The organism is Chitinophaga sp., assembly GCF_035761305.1.
In the GTDB taxonomy this organism is placed as follows: domain Bacteria; phylum Bacteroidota; class Bacteroidia; order Chitinophagales; family Chitinophagaceae; genus Chitinophaga.
The window spans coordinates 23,996-43,613 of sequence record NZ_DASTRI010000220.1; the positions used below are offsets into that span (position 1 = coordinate 23,996).

Annotated in this window: 17 protein-coding genes; 15 read left to right on the plus strand and 2 right to left on the minus strand. The window is 51.0% G+C overall.

The window, feature by feature from the left end:
• Window positions 1–79 precede the first annotated feature (79 nt).
• Complete coding sequence (locus VFS25_RS18465) at window positions 80–2,401, plus strand: glycoside hydrolase family 65 protein (protein WP_326463648.1); 2,322 nt, start codon at window positions 80–82, stop codon at window positions 2,399–2,401.
• A complete protein-coding gene (locus VFS25_RS18470) occupies window positions 2,398–3,750 on the plus strand; it encodes an MFS transporter (RefSeq protein ID WP_326463649.1) in 1,353 nt (450 codons plus the stop codon). Before VFS25_RS18465 ends, VFS25_RS18470 begins: the two co-directional genes overlap by 4 nt.
• A gap of 31 nt (window positions 3,751–3,781) precedes the next feature.
• Here VFS25_RS18470 and VFS25_RS18475 read toward each other — a convergent pair whose 3' ends face one another.
• Complete coding sequence (locus tag VFS25_RS18475) at window positions 3,782–4,165, minus strand: nuclear transport factor 2 family protein (RefSeq protein ID WP_326463650.1); 384 nt, start codon at window positions 4,163–4,165, stop codon at window positions 3,782–3,784.
• Between the two features lie 94 nt (window positions 4,166–4,259).
• Here VFS25_RS18475 and VFS25_RS18480 point away from each other — a divergent pair, with 94 nt between their 5' ends.
• Window positions 4,260–5,141: a carbohydrate kinase gene (locus tag VFS25_RS18480; protein ID WP_326463651.1), complete on the plus strand. Its 882-nt coding sequence runs from the start codon at window positions 4,260–4,262 to the stop codon at window positions 5,139–5,141.
• Here the strand turns inward: VFS25_RS18480 and VFS25_RS18485 are convergent.
• Window positions 5,138–7,201, minus strand: coding sequence for a glycosyl hydrolase family 18 protein (locus VFS25_RS18485; RefSeq protein WP_326463652.1), 2,064 nt, complete (start codon window positions 7,199–7,201; stop codon window positions 5,138–5,140). The genes VFS25_RS18480 and VFS25_RS18485 overlap by 4 nt on opposite strands.
• A 189-nt stretch (window positions 7,202–7,390) precedes the next feature.
• Between VFS25_RS18485 and VFS25_RS18490 the strand changes: the two genes are divergently transcribed.
• The 12 genes from VFS25_RS18490 to VFS25_RS18545 all read left to right on the plus strand — a co-directional run bounded on the left by VFS25_RS18490 (window position 7,391) and on the right by VFS25_RS18545 (window position 19,615).
• Complete coding sequence (locus VFS25_RS18490) at window positions 7,391–7,966, plus strand: DUF4255 domain-containing protein (RefSeq protein ID WP_326463653.1); 576 nt, start codon at window positions 7,391–7,393, stop codon at window positions 7,964–7,966.
• A 24-nt stretch (window positions 7,967–7,990) separates the two neighbouring features.
• Entirely contained in the window at window positions 7,991–8,812 is an 822-nt protein-coding gene (locus VFS25_RS18495) for a hypothetical protein (protein WP_326463654.1), read from the plus strand.
• Between the two features lie 18 nt (window positions 8,813–8,830).
• On the plus strand, window positions 8,831–10,333 hold the full coding sequence (locus VFS25_RS18500) for a phage tail sheath family protein (protein WP_326463655.1): 1,503 nt from the start codon (window positions 8,831–8,833) through the stop codon (window positions 10,331–10,333).
• A 232-nt stretch (window positions 10,334–10,565) separates the two neighbouring features.
• Window positions 10,566–11,057: a phage tail protein gene (locus VFS25_RS18505; RefSeq protein ID WP_326463656.1), complete on the plus strand. Its 492-nt coding sequence runs from the start codon at window positions 10,566–10,568 to the stop codon at window positions 11,055–11,057.
• A gap of 12 nt (window positions 11,058–11,069) precedes the next feature.
• Window positions 11,070–11,537, plus strand: coding sequence for a phage tail protein (locus tag VFS25_RS18510; protein WP_326463657.1), 468 nt, complete (start codon window positions 11,070–11,072; stop codon window positions 11,535–11,537).
• Between the two features lie 3 nt (window positions 11,538–11,540).
• Window positions 11,541–11,711 carry a DUF5908 family protein gene (locus tag VFS25_RS18515; RefSeq protein WP_326463658.1) on the plus strand — a complete coding sequence of 57 codons (171 nt, stop codon included), beginning with the start codon at window positions 11,541–11,543 and terminating at the stop codon, window positions 11,709–11,711.
• 12 nt (window positions 11,712–11,723) lie between these two features.
• Window positions 11,724–12,416 (plus strand): hypothetical protein, encoded by a 693-nt coding sequence (locus tag VFS25_RS18520; protein WP_326463659.1) that lies wholly within the window; start codon window positions 11,724–11,726, stop codon window positions 12,414–12,416.
• Between the two features lie 4 nt (window positions 12,417–12,420).
• Complete coding sequence (gene vgrG, locus VFS25_RS18525; RefSeq protein ID WP_326463660.1) at window positions 12,421–14,232, plus strand: type VI secretion system tip protein VgrG; 1,812 nt, start codon at window positions 12,421–12,423, stop codon at window positions 14,230–14,232.
• 32 nt (window positions 14,233–14,264) lie between these two features.
• A complete protein-coding gene (locus VFS25_RS18530; RefSeq protein ID WP_326463661.1) occupies window positions 14,265–14,567 on the plus strand; it encodes a PAAR domain-containing protein in 303 nt (100 codons plus the stop codon).
• Between the two features lies 1 nt (window position 14,568).
• Complete coding sequence (locus VFS25_RS18535; RefSeq protein ID WP_326463662.1) at window positions 14,569–14,991, plus strand: GPW/gp25 family protein; 423 nt, start codon at window positions 14,569–14,571, stop codon at window positions 14,989–14,991.
• Window positions 14,988–18,818 (plus strand): hypothetical protein, encoded by a 3,831-nt coding sequence (locus tag VFS25_RS18540; protein WP_326463663.1) that lies wholly within the window; start codon window positions 14,988–14,990, stop codon window positions 18,816–18,818. Before VFS25_RS18535 ends, VFS25_RS18540 begins: the two co-directional genes overlap by 4 nt.
• Window positions 18,819–18,829: 11 nt before the next feature.
• Window positions 18,830–19,615 carry a hypothetical protein gene (locus VFS25_RS18545; protein ID WP_326463664.1) on the plus strand — a complete coding sequence of 262 codons (786 nt, stop codon included), beginning with the start codon at window positions 18,830–18,832 and terminating at the stop codon, window positions 19,613–19,615.
• The last annotated feature ends 3 nt before the right edge of the window (window positions 19,616–19,618 follow it).

A 19,618-nucleotide genomic window follows, 5' to 3' on the forward strand; every position in this document is an offset into this window, starting at 1 on the left:
CAAAAGGTAAAAAGCGGAGGGGAACAAAATGCAGGAAGCTTTTTGCTTTCAGCTTTCCGCTTTCCACCAAACAAAAAATATGAAACACTACATTAAAGTAGATGAGTGGAATATCATCGAAGAAGGATTTGATCCACGTTTGAATAAAGTGTCTGAAAGTCTTTTCAGCATTGGCAACGGCCGTATGGGCCAGCGCGCTAATTTTGAGGAGGCGTACTCCGGCGAAACGCTGCCCGGCAGCTATGTGGCCGGCGTATATTACCCGGATAAAACCCGCGTTGGATGGTGGAAGAACGGTTATCCCGAATACTTTGCCAAAGTGCTGAATGCTGCTAACTGGATAGGCATTGACATACGCATTGATGAGGAAGTGCTGGACCTGCATGCCTGTACCGTTAATGATTTCCGGCGGGTGCTGAATATGAAGTCCGGTTACCTGGAACGCTCTTTCACAGCCACGCTCAGCAAAGGCAGGCAGGTGCGGGTACATGCGCAGCGCCTTTGCAGCATTGTTGATGATGAAGCAGGCGCTATCCGCTACAGCATTACCCCGCTGAACTTTGAAGGGCGCTTTACCATCACAGCGTTTATAGACGGGGATGTAAAGAACCAGGACGCCAACTATGACGAGAAATTCTGGGAAGAGATGGACCGTGAAACCATTGGCCAGTGCGCCTACCTGACTATGCGCACCAAAAAAACGGGCTTTGATGTATGTACCGGCATGAAGTTCAAGGTATGCAGGGATGGTGTGGAAGTAGCCACGCCGCTGCTGCCCGTGGAAGCGGAAAAATATGCAGCAGGCCGTGTAGTGCTTACCGTAAGCGCCGGGCAGGAGATCACCATCTATAAATATGCGGCTAATCTTTCTTCGGAGAACCATGCGCGGGAAGACCTGAAAAGCGCCTGTAAGCAGCTGGTGGCAAGAATATATGCCAAAGGGTTTAACCGTATGCTGGAAGAGCAGGCCGCTGCCTGGGCTGCCAAATGGGAGGAGAGCGATATTGTGATCACCGGCGATGCAGCTGCGCAGCAGGGCATCCGCTTCAACATATTCCAGCTTAACCAAACCTATACCGGGGAAGATGCCCGCCTGAATATAGGCCCTAAAGGATTTACCGGTGAGAAATATGGAGGCGCTGCTTACTGGGACACGGAAGCCTATTGTTTACCGTTTTACCTGGCCACCGCCGATCCGCAGGTAGCGCGCAACCTGCTGCTGTACCGCTACCGCCATTTGCCCAAAGCCATTGAAAACGCGGCTAAGCTGGGCTTTACCGGCGGTGCGGCGCTGTACCCCATGGTAACCATGAACGGGGAAGAGTGCCATAATGAATGGGAGATCACTTTTGAAGAGATACACCGCAATGCCGCCATTGCCTTTGCTGTTTACAACTATACCCGTTATACGGGCGACAGCGTTTACCTGGCGGAATACGGCCTGGAAGTGCTGATTGCCATTGCCCGCTTTTGGGCGCAGCGCGTAAACTGGAGCGCAGCGCGTAACCGCTATGTAATACTGGGCGTAACCGGCCCCAATGAATACGAGAACAACGTAAACAATAACTGGTACACCAACACCATGGCCGGCTGGTGCCTGGAATATACAATGGAAGCGCTGCAACAGGTGCAGCAGCAGTGGCCTGAAAAATATAAAGCGGCAATAATTGCAGCAAAATTCCGCGAGCAGGAGGAAACTACGCGCTGGCGGCATATCTTGGATCACCTGTATTATCCGCAGGATGAAGCATCAGGCATTTTCCTGCAGCAGGATGGCTATTTGGATAAAGAGCAGGTGCTGGTAAAAGACCTGGACCCTGCGCAACGCCCGCTGAACCAGCACTGGAGCTGGGACCGCATACTGCGTTCCTGCTTTATTAAACAGGCCGATGTGCTGCAGGGATTATATTTCCTGGAAGACCGCTTTGATGAAGCAACGCTGCGCCGCAACTTTGATTTTTACGAGCCGCGCACCGTGCATGAAAGCTCGCTTTCGCCCTGTGTGCATGCCATTATAGCCGCCAGGCTGGGCGATGAGCAGCGGGCATACGAGTTTTACCTGCGCACGTCCCGCCTGGACCTGGATGATTATAATAATGACACGGAAGACGGTTTGCATATTACCTCTATGGCCGGCACGTGGATGAGCGTGGTGGAAGGGTTTGCGGGCATGCGCGTACGCAACGGACAGCTGCACTTTTCGCCTTTCCTGCCGGCAAAGTGGCAGTCGTTTGCATTCAAGATCCGGTTTCGTGGCGCGCTCCTGGAAATACAGGTTGATAAGAATGGCGTACATATTTATAACTACTCCGCTGCGGAAGTGAGCGTGCACATACACGGCAATATGCACGTTATACCTCCGCAGGGGAAGGTAATTACGAATGCTCAACTCATCCCATGACAACACTCGCATCAGCCGTTAAGCCTTCGCTCCGGCTTTCACAGGTATGGAATATGAGCGTGGGGTTCCTGGGTATACAGTTTGGCTTTGCCCTGCAAAACGGCAATGCTTCGCGCATCCTGCAAACCTTTGGGGCAGATGTGGAGCACCTGTCGTTGTTTTGGCTGGCCGCCCCGCTTACCGGTATGATCGTGCAGCCGCTGATAGGGCATTACAGCGACCGTACCTGGAACCGCCTGGGCCGGCGCAAGCCTTACTTCCTGTCCGGCGCGCTGGTGGCTGCACTGGCCCTGGCGCTGCTGCCCAATGCCGGCGCTATTACAGCGCTGTTGCCGCCTGTTTTAATTGGCGCAGGTATGCTCATGCTTATGGATGCGGCTATTAACGTTGCCATGGAGCCCTTCCGGGCGCTGGTGGCCGATAACCTGCCGGATGCGCAGCGCAGCACCGGCTTTTCCGTACAAACATTTCTGATTGGAGTGGGCGCGGTAGTGGGGTCCTGGCTGCCTTACCTGCTGTCGGAATACGGGCACATTGCCAAAACCGCAGCTCCCGGGCAGGTGCCGGATAACGTGCGTTACTCTTTTTACATAGGCGCAGCTGTGCTGGCCGGCGCTATACTATGGACCATTTTTACCACGCGTGAATATTCGCCGGAAGAACATGCGCGTTTTAATCCCGAAGCAGCTGCCGCGCATACGGCAAAAGGCATTGGCGCTATTGTAAAGGATTTTGCCAACATGCCGGTAGCCATGCGGCAGTTAGGGCTGGTGCAGTTCTTTTCATGGTTTGCATTATTTTCTATGTGGGTGTTCACCACGCCCGCAGTGGCGCAGCATGTGTACCAGGTGCCGCCGGGAGATACTTCTTCGGTACGCTTTGCCGATGCCGGCAACCAGGTAGGCATCCTGTTCGGTATTTATAATGGTGTGTCTGCGGTATATGCCTTATGCCTGCCGGCGCTGGTACGTATTACCAACCGTAAAACCACGCATGCTATTTCACTGGCGCTGGGAGGCATTAGCCTGGTTTGGATGTATTTTATTCACACGCCCGCATGGCTGGTGTTTCCCATGATCGGCATCGGGCTGGCCTGGGGCAGCATTCTTTCCATGCCCTATGCCATTCTTTCCAGCGTGCTGCCGGTGCGGAAAATGGGGGTGTACATGGGCATCTTTAATTTCTTCATCACTTTTCCGCAGATCGTGAACGGCCTGTTCAGTGGGCTTATCGTAAAATACGTTTTCGACGGCCAGGCGATTTATGCATTAACCCTGGCCGGGGTATGTATGCTGTGTGCCGCAGTAGCAGTGCTGTTTGTGAAAGACGAAGCAGGAAGCAGGAAGTAAGCAATCACATCTTGCCTCCTGCTTCATAAAATCACATAAAAAATTCTTCAGAAACAATCTTTCCATCCTTTACCTTATACACGCAAAGCTCAGTCATTTTCATCCGTCCTTTTTGCTTCATCGTCATGTCCATGGTCATGGTAATAGCAAAGCTGTTGCCGGCAACAAGAGGTTCGCTTATTTCAGGCTCGCTGTGCATGGCTTCTACCATGGATTGAAATTTTTCTCCTTTCTCTTTAAGCGCTTCCCGGCCTGCGGTTTCTTTTGGAAAATCTTCCGTGGCATAAGGCTCTATGCTAACAGCGTCATCAGCATACAGCTCATCCTGCGCGGTTTCAAATTCGCCTTTACGGCAAAGCTCAGCCAGGCGGGTAGCTATAGCCTGGGTGGTCATGGTGGAAGTTTGGGTGGTCATGGTGAAAATTTTTTGGAGTGTGTATACAAAAGTACAGCCAATTATTTAAAACAGGCGTTAATTATCATGTGCACTTTTTAATAACTTCATGTGTATGTATAATATCATTTGCTTTGGAGAAATGCTGTGGGATATATTACCGCAGAAGGAACTGCCCGGCGGCGCGCCTATGAATGCCGCCTATCACCTGCAAAAGCACGGGCAGCAGGTAGCCGTGATCTCAAAGGTGGGAAAAGACAGTTATGGAGAGCGCCTGCTTGCGCTGCTGAAAGATAATGGCATTACAACGGCGTATGTGCAGCAGGACGCATTGCAGGCAACCGGCAAGGTGCTGGCGCAGCCCATAGGAGAGCATGATGTGCAGTTCAATATCCTTTTTCCTGCGGCCTGGGATTTTATTGAATGGCAGCCTTCACTGGGGCCTTTGCTGCAGCAGGCGCAGTACCTGGTGTTCGGCAGCCTGGCGGCACGCAATGCAGTATCGCGCAGCACTTTGGAAAAGGCTTTGAGCTGGAAAATAAAAAAGGTGCTGGATATTAACCTGCGCCCCCCGCATTACGATCCTGCACTGATTAAAATGTTGTTAAGCAACTGTGATATTTTAAAACTGAACCAGGCCGAGCTGGAGCTGATCAGCAGCTGGCTGGGCGCTGCCTCCGCACCGGAGGAGCAGGTGGGCATGTTAGCGCATGCTTATCGCATCCAAACCATTGTTGTTACCATGGGAGCCAGGGGCGCATTGCTGTACATGAACGGCCGCTTTTATTCGCACCCGGGTTTCCGCGTGCAGGTAGCTGATACCATTGGCAGCGGCGACGCATTCCTGGCCGGTTTTCTCAGCAGCCTCATAAAAGGCCGCAGCCCGGAAGAAAGCCTGGCTATTGCCAATGCTACCGGCGCCCTGGTGGCATCCCGTTCCGGTGGCTGCCCCGCCTATCATGTACAGGAAGTAAGCGCCCTGCTGGAAACGGTTTAAGGCACTTCATCCCTTTTCAGTAAGGGCAGTAAAAGAAAACGGGTAGCAACAATACCTACCATAAAGCCAATCGCCAGTATGATCAGCAATGTGTTCAGCGGTATGCTGTGGCATTGCGCAGGATCGTCGGTAATACCAAGCCACGGCAGGTCTTTACTGAGGAAAATGGCCATGGCGGTGGTAATAATAAACAGGTTCAGCAACACAATCAACGCCACGATGGTTTTCTTTTTCAATTTCCAGTCGTCGCCGTTATTACGCACGCCGGTTATATAAAATACGGTTAACGCAATTACCAGTGTAAAAAGAAATATAGCAGCATATGAAAAATAGGTGTCCCCAAGGTAGTCGGTTGATTCCACGCTGCACGGATCGCGGAACATCTGCCGGTAAGCATGCAGCTCCTTTTTAATCCGCTCCCAAAAGGTAAGCTGAACAGGAGGGGGAGGAGTGAGGCGTATGGTATCAAGAAACACCGTGTCGGGTACTACAAATTTATCCACCAGCTCATCCCACAGATCGCCGTAACCGTTATCAGCGCCCAATGTCCATAAAGCCACGCCGCCCAGGTTATTGTTCAGCACATAATCATATTTAGGGCCCAGCGTGCTGGCGTCGTCAAACCATATTTCCTCCTGTACTGTACCAGCATCATTCTTAACTTCTATAAATGCCGATTCAGCTGTTTCATCATACAACGTCATGGTATCTGAAGGATATAGCGTGCGAATTTCCTGGTAGCTCATATAATTACTGAATGCATCGGGTGAGCCGTTTTGTCCTTTATGCCATACCGCGCCATAATAAGGCAGCAGCAGTACAAATTTCGCAGGCGGAACATCACGTTGCAGGTAACGGGAAATAGTGGCGTCAATAGACCGCGCGGGATCGCCTTTCAGCGGCGCCAGCGCGCCGGCGGTATTGCCGCCTGCATGAGTAAAATCTACCAGGAAGAAAGTAACCGATGCATTTAACGCCTTCAGGTCATAAGCCATCTGTTTGTCAAAAGCAGGTATCACTATGTTCACCGTATAACCGGGATTATAGTTGTGCAGGTGCCCGTACAGGATATGGATAAAATCTGTGAATGCCTGCCGCTGTTTGCCGCTGACCTGCTCAAAATAAATGGTAACGCCGTTTGCCTGTTTTTGCTGCAGCAAATGCGCCAGCGTATCTGCAAATGCCAGCTGCGCCTCCTGGTGTTGTAACAGGGATGATATGTTTGCAGCGCTCTTGTCGGATATGATCAGTTGAATATTGCAGCCTGCGCCCGCAGCTGCCTGCAGCGCTTTAAGTGCGGTAGTATCAAAGCTGGCTTTTATCTGTCCGGTTCTGCCATCTGCTGTATAACCCAGAAAGCTAAACGTAGTTAGCGCGCTGAAATTATAGTTCAGGTATTTGTCGCCCATCCAGTAAGGATGTATACCGTTTACGCTTACCTTTTGCGTAAGGTTGATGGTGTAGCGCGCGCCCAGGCTGTCGCTCAGCTTCAGCGTATCTACCTGGTCGCCGGGGCGGCCGTAAACAGCGCGTACCGTATTCAATTTTTCCTGTTTGGCTTTTTCTGATGCGGCAAGATCTGTTTTCTGCTGCAGGATGGGCAGCATTTTATTTACCAGCGCATTCAGATCATTATCCGGCGGTGCGGCGGCGGTATCTGTTTGGGCAGGTACGGTATCTTCCGGTGGCGGCGGCACGCGGCAGTTAATGCCCATGGTGTTTATGAGCGCTACCAGCGAGTCAAAGTGCTGGTTCTCTGTTTTTGACAGCTGTTCGTTCAGCAGCTGTATCTCGCGGGCGGTAACCACCAGGGAGTCTGCCAGTATCTGGTTAATGATAGTGATCACACGTTCCTGCTCGCGCGCTCTTGCGTTCTTCGTGAACTTAAATGCGTTCAGTATTTTTTTTATCAGCTTCGCTTTTACAGCAGTGTCCTTTGGCAGCTTAGGCGCGCTTACTTTTTCTGGCAGGTGGATCTTCTGGCTGTAGGCACATGGAACGCAAACGCAAAGCAGCATGAACACAAACAGGCAACCGGTCAATTTTCTGAGGGAGCACATAGGGCTAAGGTGTATATAAAAAATAGAAAATTAAATTTTAAAGAAAAATTTTTATTTAATTGTTTAAGCAGCTATATTGTGCGCAGATTTGTTTCAGTAGGACTGCAGCCTAAACTCAAAAATAACCAATTTACAACTTTAACTAACAAACTTCCTTACCTGATCTGTCATTGACAGAAATTTAAATGAATGATCTATGAAACCTTGATCTGCATTACAGAAGAAATTAATAGCAACTTTAAAAGAAAACTACAGACTAACGAAGAAAAAGTAATCTTATCCGGTATTGTGAACCAGGATGGTTCTATTGCAATACAGGGAGAGAACAAGATTGTTGTGACATTGTTGAATGTAGAGAAAGACACTGTTGGTAAGAGTATCACCGGAGCCGCGCCGGGCGTAACTATCCCGAACACAGTTCCTGCTGTGAATATTAATTTATACGTGTTGTTTTCTGCCTATTTCAGCAGTGCTAACTATCATGAAGCACTCCGGTTCCTTTCCTTTGTTGTCGCTTATTTTCAATCTAAGAACGTTTTCACCAGGGCTAATACTCCCTCTATGGATCCCCGTATCGGGAAGCTGATCTTTGAGATGGAAAGCCCCGGCGCCGATAAATTAAATAACATATGGACCACCCTGGGCGCAAAGTACATGCCGTCTGTGGTGTATAAGGTTCGTATGCTTTCATTTGACGACAGTATCATAAAGGAATACAGGCCTTCCGTAACCGGAACAGAAGGACGGGTAGGACCTGCATCTTAAAACGCAGTCCGGAAACAGATCCAGGTGAAGTATGAAATATTAACCGAAGTAGTTTACCGTCATACTTTTTTCCCCGGCCACGGCTATGAAGGGATTCGCGTACATATACCTGCAGCTGCCGCAAGAAGCCTGTCGCAACAGGGCTTGCTGGTAAAACGGCTGCGCGACGGGTTTGTGCTGCTGTATGCTGCAGTGCATGCAGGACGCCCGCGCAGCAGGGATGCGGTGCTGGAAGAAAACAATACCTTGCTGTTTGACCTGTTATTAACAGATCACCTGTTTTATAACTACACCCAGGTGAATGTGCAGGACATTACCAGCAGTATTTTCTTTTTCAGCAACGAAGCGCCGGTGGCGGCAGGTACGCTGCACCGGCAGGATTATGTTAGCACGCAGGATTTGCAGGCGGTAAATACTTTACAGGAAACATTTTTTGTAAAGCCTTTTGGCAGAATTGCGTTACAGGTGAACGGGCAGCTGCAGCCGTTGTACCAGATACGTTTTCCTGCAAGGGCTGTCCGCTGGTGTTATTTTTTAATGAGCGAAGGGTTGCAGTCCCTTTCAAGGCCGGCAGTGATAGCTGCTAACGGTAACGGCTACTTTGGCGCGTTGCGGCGGGTTACATTGCCCGACGGGCGCGAAGTGCCGGTATTTATTTCAAATGATCCTGTACCGTTAGGCAGCGCCGGTAATGTTTTTCAGCTGGTAGATTATTTCACTGCCAGCGACGACCGGTACAAGGTGATCATACCGGCATTGCCGGCGCCGGAAACGGGCAGCATATCCAATGCTGCTGCCGCCTTGTATGAGGACGGATCTGAATACGCTGAAATTTTTTTATACTAATCTCAAAAAACCACACACATGCCATCAACTCTCATGACCCCCGGGGTGTATATTGAGGAAAAGAACGCGTTTCCCAGTTCCATTACCGCGGTGGCAACTGCTGTTCCTGTGTTTATCGGCTATACGCAAAAAGCCGAGCGGAATGGAAAATCGCTGGTACACAAGCCAACCAGGATCACCTCTTTTGCAGAGTTCCTGGAAAATTTTGGCAGCGGTTTTAAACCAAAATTCACGCTGGCCGAGCCGGACCCTAAGGTGAAGCAGGAAACATTCAACATTAATGGTAAGCCTACCATTGTAAAAATCAATGATAAGAACACGGCATACATGTACAGCAGCATCCGCCTGTTTTACGGCAATGGCGGCAGCGTGTGCTACATTATGTCTGTAGGCACCTATGGCGATAAGCCGGATGGCTTTGAAATTGCTGCAGATGATTTCATCGGCTCCGACAGCAAGCCCAATGTGTTCAACATACTTGAAAAAGAGCCGGAACCTACGCTGGTGGTAATTCCGGATGCCATTGCCCTGGGAGAAGATGCTTACACATCTATATACACACAGGTGCTGAACCACTGCGCTTCCATGCAGAGCCGCTTCGGCATTTTTGACCTTGTAAAGCAGCTGCCTGCTGACACCACTGATAACATTGTAACAGCTTTCCGCGACAAGATAGGCGTGAACTTCCTGAACTATGGCGCCGCTTATTATCCCTGGCTGAAAACCACCGTGGTACAACCCGATGAGCTGAGCTTTGAAAACCTGGATGCTTCCATTGACCTGGAAACATTGCTACCCGAGCCGGCTGCTACCATTATTGTGAAAAAATTCAAGGAGAATGCCACGCCGGACAGCAGCACTAAAAAGAACTATCATCAGTCATTGAAAGCAGCCAGCCCTACCTATGTGCACATACTGGAAGAGCTGCGCAACACGCTGAACGAGCTGCCTCCCAGCGCTGCTATGGCCGGCATTTATACTACGGTTGATACCAGCCGCGGTGTATGGAAAGCCCCGGCCAATGTATCGGTAAGCATGGTGAATGCGCCTGCTGTAAATATTTCAAACGAAGAGCAGCAAAGCCTCAACGTAGATATCATCGGCGGTAAATCCATTAACGTGATACGCCCGTTCCCCGGCGTGGGCACGCTGGTATGGGGCGCCAGAACATTGGATGGCAACAGCCTTGACTGGCGTTACATTAACGTACGCCGTACCCTCATTATGATTGAGCAGTCCGTAAAGCTGGCCACCCGCTCTTATGTATTTGAGCCCAATGATGCCGGCACCTGGATCTCACTCAAAACCATGGTAAGCAACTTCCTGGAAAACCTCTGGAAACAGGGCGCGCTGGCAGGCGCTGCGCCGGGACAGGCATTTGACGTACAGGTAGGCTTGGGCTCCACCATGACGCCGCAGGACATACTGGACGGCCTGATGCTGGTAACGGTGAAAGTAGCGTTAACACGCCCGGCAGAGTTTATCGTGATCACCTTCCAGCAGCAAATGCAGCAAAGCTAGGTTAATTACGAACTGGCAATTACGGATTACGAATGGGGCAATGCTTTTTATAAGGGCAGTTTGTAACCGGTTTGTAGTTGGTAATTGTGATTAGTAGTTAGCAGCTTTATGATTCACTTAATTTATCTCATTCACTAATTCATATTATTCACTGTAATTACGGAGCAACAATTACAAAAGCGCACATCGCATCATTCGTAATTCGTAATTCGTAATTCGTAATTCTTTTTTTATGGCAGATTTAAAAACAGACGGTTCCACCCAGTCGGCCAATATATGGCCCTTGGTAAAGTTCTCATTTAAAGTAGTATGGGACACCACTGAAATCATATTCCAGGAAGTAAGCGGTCTTTCTTCCGAAACACAGGTAATTGAGTACCGCGGCGGCAGCAGCCCAACCTATTCCACGGTGAAAATGCCCGGCATCAAAAAATACAACAACATCACCTTTAAGAAGGGCACCTTCCAGAACGATGCCACGCTGTGGACCATGTACGCAGGCAGCAGCGCAGGTATAAAAATGAACACCATCAAACGCGCCAGCGTTACTATCAGCCTGCTGGATGAAACCGGGCAGATAGCCATGAGCTGGTCGCTGCTTAACGCCTTCCCCGTGAAGATGCAGGTAACGGATATGAAGTCCGACGCCAACGAGCCGGCCATTGAAACCATGGAGGTAGCGCATGAAGGTTTAACACTGGTATTGCCGTCTATTAACGGGTAAAATATATAACAGATGCCGGATCCTTCTCCATCATCGCAGCAGCTTCCTTATTATCCGCCGTGGGGTTTTTATTTCAGTGTAGTGGTTGACGGGTTTACGGGCAATAATGAAGGAAGCTTCCAGGAAGTAAGCGGCCTCTCCGTGAAAATATCCCCCATGGAAATAAAGGAGGGCGGGGAAAACCGGTTTATACGCCGGTTACCCGTTCCTCCCAAATATGAGAACCTGGTGCTGAAACGCGGTATGCTCATTGGTTCCCAGCTCACACAGTGGGTGCGGAACAGCATTACGCAGTTCAGCTTTACGCCGGCCACCGTTACATTGAATTTGCTCGACGGCGACGCCAGCATACTGGCAACGTGGAGCTTTTCCAATGCTTACCCGGTAGGCCTGAAGGTATCTGATTTCAAAGCACAGGATAACAACCTGGTGGTGGAAACACTGGAGCTGGCCTTTGACTATTTTCAGCAAACAAAATAAGCCATGCCACTCGAAATACGTGAGCTGATCATCAGGGTAAACATTGAAGAGCAGGCCCCTAAAGCAATGGGCGACAGCATCGGCAGCCGCGAGCTGCAGGTGCTGAAAGACAAGATCGTGCGGGAGTGTATGGACCGGCTGATCACGAACATGGAAAATCAATCAGTAAGGTAAACAAGAGAAGCAATGCCAGACCCGGGAGCACCCACCGCAGGAACACTTGTTAAGCTTTTGATAGAGGGTTATTCGGATCCAACGGCTACTTCAGGCCTTATTGGCTCTGTAAGCGCCGTTATCAACCCCGAAACCTATAGCCTTAGCTATAACGTTACTTATGAAAAGGCCGATACCATCGGCTCGCCGGCCCCCACGCAGATATTTGCCAGCATGGGCACCGGTGATTTTGAGCTGGAGCTGCTGGCAGACGGCACCGGCGTGGTGCCGTTGCCTACCGGGATTTCTAACGTTGACGCATATATTGCGCAGGTAAGAAGCATAGTATATGATTACCAGGGCGACAGCCATCGTCCCAATTACCTGCGCATTACCTGGGGCAAAACCGTATTTACCGGCGTATGTAAGAATATAACGGTAAAGTATACACTGTTTAACCCGGACGGATCTGCCCTGCGGGCCGTTATTAAGCTCAGCCTGTCAGAGTCGGTGCCGTTCAGCACCAAGGCGCAGGAAGCCGGCGCTAACTCGCCGGACCTTACGCATATGCGCACGGTAAAAGCAGGCGATACGCTGCCGCTGATGACCTACCGCATTTACGGGGAAACCGTTCACTATATGGAAGTAGCGCGCGTGAACGGGTTAAACAGCATACATGATATTAAGCCCGGGGATGAGCTTTATTTTCCCCCATTAAAGAAGTAATTGAATGGCCACTATACCCACAAACGTACAGGACCCTACGTTGCGCGTTACCGTTACCGCCAATGGTAAAGCTATACAGGACCTGTTTCCGTTAATGTCCGTACAGGTGCACCATGAAATTAACCGCATCTCCTACGCAGAGATCATGATCACCGACGGCACTGCTTCTGAAACAGCTTCCGGCGTGATCGGCGATTTTCCTGCCAGCGACAGCGAATACTTTGTGCCTGGCGCCACGGTTACCATTTCTGCCGGCTATGGCATTACACCCGGTACGCAGATATTCACCGGCATTGTTGTGCGGCAATCTATACAGGCCAATGAAAACGGGCGGTTTTCATTAACGGTTACCTGTAAGCACAGCGCCGTAAAAATGACCATCAATAAGAAGGATGCGGTGTTCATGAACCAGACAGACAGCGCTATTATGTCAACGCTGGTCAGCAACAGCGGCCTTTCCGCTTCCGTTACCGCTACATCGGACGTGAATGAGATCATGTTCCAGAAATATGCAACGGACTGGGATTTCCTGCTGGCCCGCGCAGAGTTCAACGGCTACCTGGTATCGTTGAAAGATGACCAGGTAGTGGTAGGGCCGCCGCTGGTGTCCGGTTCGGCCGTGGTAACCGTTGCCTTCGGGCAATCCATCAACAGCTTTCATGCAGAGCTGAGCGCAGAAAAACAGGCGTCCGGCTTATCGGCATCTGCCTGGGACCCGCAAACCCTTGCCATGCTGCAATCCAGCGCATCCGAGCCCACGGTTAACTCCCAGGGCGATCCCGCGCCGCAGCAGCTGGGCAGCGCATTACAGCAAACAGCGTTGGAAATGGTGTCTAACTCCCCCTTAACGCAGGCCGAGCTGCAAACATGGGCCAACAGTAACCTGCTGCGCATGCGCCTGCAGGCCGTGCGGGGCAGGGTGTCGTTCATGGGTAATGCCAGCGTGCTGCCTAACACGCTTATAGAGCTGAGCGGCGTAGGCTCGCGCTTTAACGGCAACGCATATGTGACAGCAGTTACGCACGACATGAAAGAAGGAAAGTGGACCACCCGCGTAAAGTTTGGGCTCGACAGCAAACCCATATATGAAAAGGAAGGCTTTACTTATTCCCCTGCAAACGGCCAGGTGCCCGCTATTCAGGGCCTGCAGCTCGGGGAGGTGGTAGCTATTTCTCAGGATCCCGGCGCAGAATATCGCGTACAGGTAAAGCTGGCATCCACCGCCACCGGGCAAACCGGTACCTGGGCAAGGTTAGGCAACCTGTATGCAACCGCCAATGCAGGCGATATTTTTTTTCCCGAAGTAGGGGATGAGGTAGTAGTGGGTTTTGTGGAAAACGACCCGCGTTTTCCCGTCATACTCGGCAGCCTGTATGGCAAGGGCAAAGTGCCGCCTGTTGTGCCTGCGGATAACATGAACTATACAAAGGCCATCTATACCAAAAGCCAGCTGAAGGTTACTTTTGACGATATGAACAAGGTGATCACCATTGCCACTCCCGGCGGCAATACCATCACCATGAGCGATACCGCCATGGGCATTGAGATCACCGATATGAACCAGAACTCAATTAAAACATCCGCCTCCGGCATAGCGGTCACCAGCGTTGCCAACCTGACATTAAAGGCAACCGGCAGCATTACACTGGATGGCACAGGTGGTGTGAGCGTTACCTCCCCGGCTAATGTAACGGTAAGCGGTATGAACATCAGCAATACGGCCACCACTGCGTTTTCCGCTACAGGCACCAGTAATGCGCAGCTCACGTCCGGGGGCGTAGTACAAATCACGGGCGCAACCGTGATGATCAATTAATTATTCATTCTTAATTATTAATTATTACCTGAATGGGTCAACCTGCCGCACGCCTCACCGATATGCACACCTGCCCGCTGGTTACGCCGGGCCTGCCGCCAATTCCGCATGTAGGCGGTCCCGTTATAGGCCCCGGAATGCCCAATGTGCTCATTGGCATGCTGCCGGCTGCTGTAATGGGCGATATGCTTACCTGTGTGGGACCGCCGGATGCTATTGTGATGGGCTCCGCCACGGTACTGATAGGCGGGCGCCCCGCTGCCCGCATGGGCGATAGCACTGCGCATGGCGGCGTAATTGTAAGCGGTTTTCCTACAGTATTAATAGGAGGGTAACATGGCAAAGGAAATGCAATCTTTTTTAGGCACAGGCTGGAGCTTTCCGCCTTCTTTCGATAAGCTGGATGCCGGCGTGCAAATGGTATCGGATGTAATGGATATTGAAGAAAGCATCCGCATCATCCTCAGCACTATACCGGGGGAGCGCCTGATGCAGCCTGACTTTGGCTGTAATATCAAGAAGCTGGTATTTGAAATAGCCGACTCCCGCATGATCAGTGAGCTGAACCACATCATTTACCACGCGTTGCTCAAATATGAGCCGCGCATCAAGTTCCTGGATGCGGTGGTGGCCGACAGAAGCCAGGAGAGCGGCGCCCTGTACATGCAGATCACTTACAGCATTATAGCCACTAATACAAGACACAATATGGTATATCCCTTCTACTACCTGGAAGGTACCAATATCAGCGACGGATGAGCAATTTTTTTGAACATATACAGGACGGTATCAGCCAGTTGGAAAGGCAGTTGGAGGCCCTGGTACCGGCGTATGTAAAAGTGGATGACCGGTCGCCGCATGAGCTGCTCCAGCAGCTTGCCAATCTTTCTACCCAGTTTAACTACTATAATTTTCAAAACCAGGTAGACGGTACCTGGGAAGAGTTTTTTCATAGCGACCTGCTGGTAATGCTCATTATTGCCGGCACGCTGGATTTTACGCCCTATGAAGCCGCTTTCATGCGCATCCGCGAAGCGTTGAATAATACAGAGAATGATGACGTGCTGTTTGAACATACCCGCGAGCTGTTCCTGCTGCTGTATAACATCGGTATTACGTTAATGGACACGCTGCAAAAGCTGCGGCAGGCCGATAAAACATACACTGTATGGCGTTATATAGAGCAGGTAATGGAAGCGCTGGAACAGGACATGACGCGCCTGCACCGTTTCGAGTACCAGGTTATTCACCTGTTTCCCCGGCAGGTGGCCCTGTATGAAAACCGGGTTCGCCCGCTGGAAATGACGCATACCCTGCGCCGCCTGTATACCTATGCATTTGAAAACCCCGGCGAAGGCACAGAAGTGTTTGAAGGCTACTATTCCCTGCATGAGCTGTATGATGGCCTGCGCACAAAGTTCTACCAGGTGTCGGGCTCCGCCGCTTATTATTTACGAACGCAGCCCGATGTGATGCAGCATGCCCCGCACATAGGGCTGCTGCTTGCTTTTACAGAGCTGTACAAACACCTGCAGTACCAGCTGAACAAGCTGCCGGGGCGGCACCTTGATTTTTATTTCCGCCAGGTGCTGGGCATACAAACATTACCTGCGGTACCCGACCGCGTACATATTTTCGTAGAGCCGGTACCGGTAGCCCGCACGTTTACGGTAGACAAAGGCCAGGTGTTGCTGGCGGCTACGCCGGCACGCAAAGAGCCGCTGCCTTATGTGCTGCAGGACGCCATAAAAGTGCACAACATTAAGATCATGGCGCTGTACAGCCTGTACGTGAGCAACTACCTGCAAATATCGGCCCCCACGCTGCAGCAGCAGGACATACGCGAAGCGCAGCCCTACCTGTCTATACACCCGGTAATACCCGCGGCCGATTATGAGAAGGAAAGCACGGTAATAAAACCCTGGCTGCTGCTAGGCGAAGACCAGCACGACCTGCCGGCCTCTCACCGCAGCATGGAAGATACCGACATTGGTTTTATCATTGGCTCCCCGGTAATGTTCCTGCACGAAGGCACCCGGCAGGTATGCGTGAAGCTTTATTTTGATCCTGCCACCTTTAGCGGACTCATTGCGTACATAAAGAACTTTGCGCAGGTGTCTGCCCGTAGCGAAGCAGTGGTAACCACGCAGCTGCTTAGCGGCGCATTTCAGCTGTATTACACTTCACCCGACGGATGGGAAGCCGTGCAGCGCTTCAGCGTAAAAAGCAATATGACTGCCGCTACAGACAACAGCCTGGAGCTTTTTTTTGTGCTGGACCCCACAGACAAGGCCTGGACCATATACAATGAAAAGGCGCATGGCAGCGGGCTGCAGTCAAAGGCGCCGTTGCTGAAGGTGCTGCTGAACAATGCCAGCTTCCACCATCCCTACAGTTTCCTGCGGTCGCTGCTGTTGGAACGTGTGTGCGTGCAGGTGAAGGTTACCGGTCATAAATCTTTCCGGCTTCAGAACAATATAGGGCCGCTTAGCCCTGAGCATTCTTTCCTTTTATTCGGACCGCAGCCTTATGTAGGCTCTTACCTGGACATACGGAACAGCAATGTGTTTAACCGGTTCACCCGCAGTTTTGGCATTAACCTGGAGTGGCTGAACCTGCCGCGCCACGAAACCGGTTTTGATGCCTATTACCTGGGTTATGACGCCGATTTGCATAACGAAGCATTTAAGATAGGCGTGAGCAGCCTTAATAACGGCCTGTACCTGCCGGAACGCAGCAGCCAGCAGGTGCTCAACTTATTTCAGACCACCCGCGACCGGGAAGGCACGCTTTATTTATCAGACGCTACTGCGTTACGGGGCATAGACTTTACCAAGCTGCTGTTTTCCAATGATATGCTGCTGAATGATGAAATGCAGCCGGATGTACCGCTTTACCGCGACGGCGCCATTCGCCTGGAATTACTGGCGCCCTCCGAAGCCTTTGGCCACCGCCTGTTTTCGCAGGTGTTCCCCGAAACAATTATGAGCAACGCGCAAAAGAGCCTGCTGCCCAAAAAGAAAAAGCCGGTGCCCAACCTCCCGTATGTGCCTATTATAAAATCGCTGGCGGTGAACTATACGCTGGAACATATGGAAGCGCTGAAATCTGTGCAGAGCGAGCAGCAGGGCGATGGCCTGGAAGTGTACCACGTAATGCCGTACGGTTACCGCAAAACTTACCCGGTAGTGAATAACAATACCTTTACGCTGGTGCCGGTGGCGGAAGATATGGGTAACCTGTTCATTGGTCTTGACCGGCTGTACCCGGGAGAGGAGCTGTCGCTGCTTTTTCAGCTGGAAGAAAAACATTATGGCGATACAGCGGTAGATATTGCGCCGCTAAAATGGAGCCATCTGAATAATAACCGCTGGCTGCCGTTTGAAAGAACGCAGCTGCTGTCTGACGATACCGGCAACCTGGTGAAAAGCGGCATTATCAGAATACGTATACCCGACAATATCAGCAACGGCAATACCATGATGGATCCGTCGCTTTACTGGCTCAGAATATCTGCAGACAAGGTTACAGGCGCCAATCCCAGGGTAATAGGCATTTTTCCCAATGCAGCAGTAGCAGAGCGGCTGTTTGCAGGCGAAGGGCAAAGCCTGAATGAAACCTTATCCATTGATCCTTTCGCCATCAAAAAATTTAAGACGGATATTAAAACCGTGCAGCAGGTATGGCAGCCCTTTGCATCTTTCGGCGGCCGCCGGCTGGAAACAGCGCCGCAGTATTACACCCGTGTAAGCGAGCGCCTGCGGCATAAGCAGCGGCCGGTGCTGGGGCTTGATATTGCGCAGGTGCTGCTGCAGCAATTTCCCGAGCTGCTGATCGTTAAAAGTTTACCTGTTGAAACAGGGCTGGGGCAGCAGCAGCCGGAGCAGCCGGATATAAGCATTGTGGTTGTGCCGGCCCCGCCCCGCAGCAGCAGCGGGCAGTTTAACACGCTGGAGCCCCGGGTAGACCTGGCAACGCTGTACCGCATACAGGCTTATGTGCAGGGAAAGCTGCCGCCCTTTGTAAAAGCAGAGATCAGGAACCCGGTATATGAGCGCATAAAAGTGGTGTGTAAAGTGCGCTTTACACCGGATGACAGCAGCCATAACGATAACCTGTACCTGCAAAAGCTGCAGGAAGACATTAAGCATTATCTCTGCCCCTGGCTGCTTGATACGGTGAACAACTTTAAGATAGGAAGTGTGTTGTACCGCTCTGAAATGCTGAACTTCATTAACCGCCTGCCTTATGTGAACTACGTAACAGCTTTTTCACTGGTGCATTTTTATTTTGAAAAAGACGCGCGCACCGGGCAGGTGACAGCGCGTATCACCGATACCGCCGAAGTAGAAGTGCCTTTTATCCGCGCCTCTGTACCGGAAGGCGTGCTGATACCTTCTGACGATCATCTTATTACAATAATAGAATCGCCCCTGTATGAAGACCCACAGCCGCTGGGCATTGACAGCCTGCAGGTAAGCCGCGAGCTGCTGGTGGGCGATCAGTCGTCTGAAGGCGCACCGGACCGGCAGCCGGGCGCTGTCTTTGAAGAAGAAATGTTAACGATCAGTATTCACCCAAAATAAATTGATCCACAATGGACGCTAAACAACATAAAAAAGTGTATGGGCGTGAGGAGCTCAAACAATACTTCAGGAACGGGAGAATGCCTACAGAAAACCATTTTGGCTACCTGATAGACTCTACGATCAACAAGCAGGAAGACGGTTTTTCTAAAGATGAGGAGAACGGCCTGCTGATTTCCGCGCTGGGCAGCTCCAAACGGCTGGTATCTTTTTACCGTGCTACAGACGACCTGGAACCCTTCTTTTTTATGGAAAAAGACGAGCAGGAGCATCCGGGTTTGCGCCTGCAGCCCAATGCAGGAAGCGATGGTAAAACAGAACAGGACGATAAAAGTTTTTTCTTTCACATGGATGGAAAGATGGGCATTGGCAAAAAGTGCGACCCTGTTTTTAAAATGGATGTTAACGGGTTTACCGGTATGGAAGGGCGCATAGGCACTTATAAAGCAGGCAGAATACCGGCAGATGGTAAATGGCATCCTGTTTTACAGGAACTGGACAACTGCCAGGTATTTGAGGTGGTGGCGCGTACCGGCCTTAAACATGCGGGCCGCCATGCCATGATGCATGCTTATGCCATGAGCACCTTTGGCAGCTCCCGTAACAAAATACGCCAGGACTGCGCCTACTATGGCTTTTGCTGGAACAAGATACGCCTGCGCTGGAAAGGCCGTACACATAATTATGCCCTGCAGATGCGCACCGGCAGCAACTATGGCCCGGGAGTGGAGATCTTTTACCGTATTACGCGCCTTTGGGCAGATGAGCTGTTCATGCCGGACGAATATTATTATTAAGCG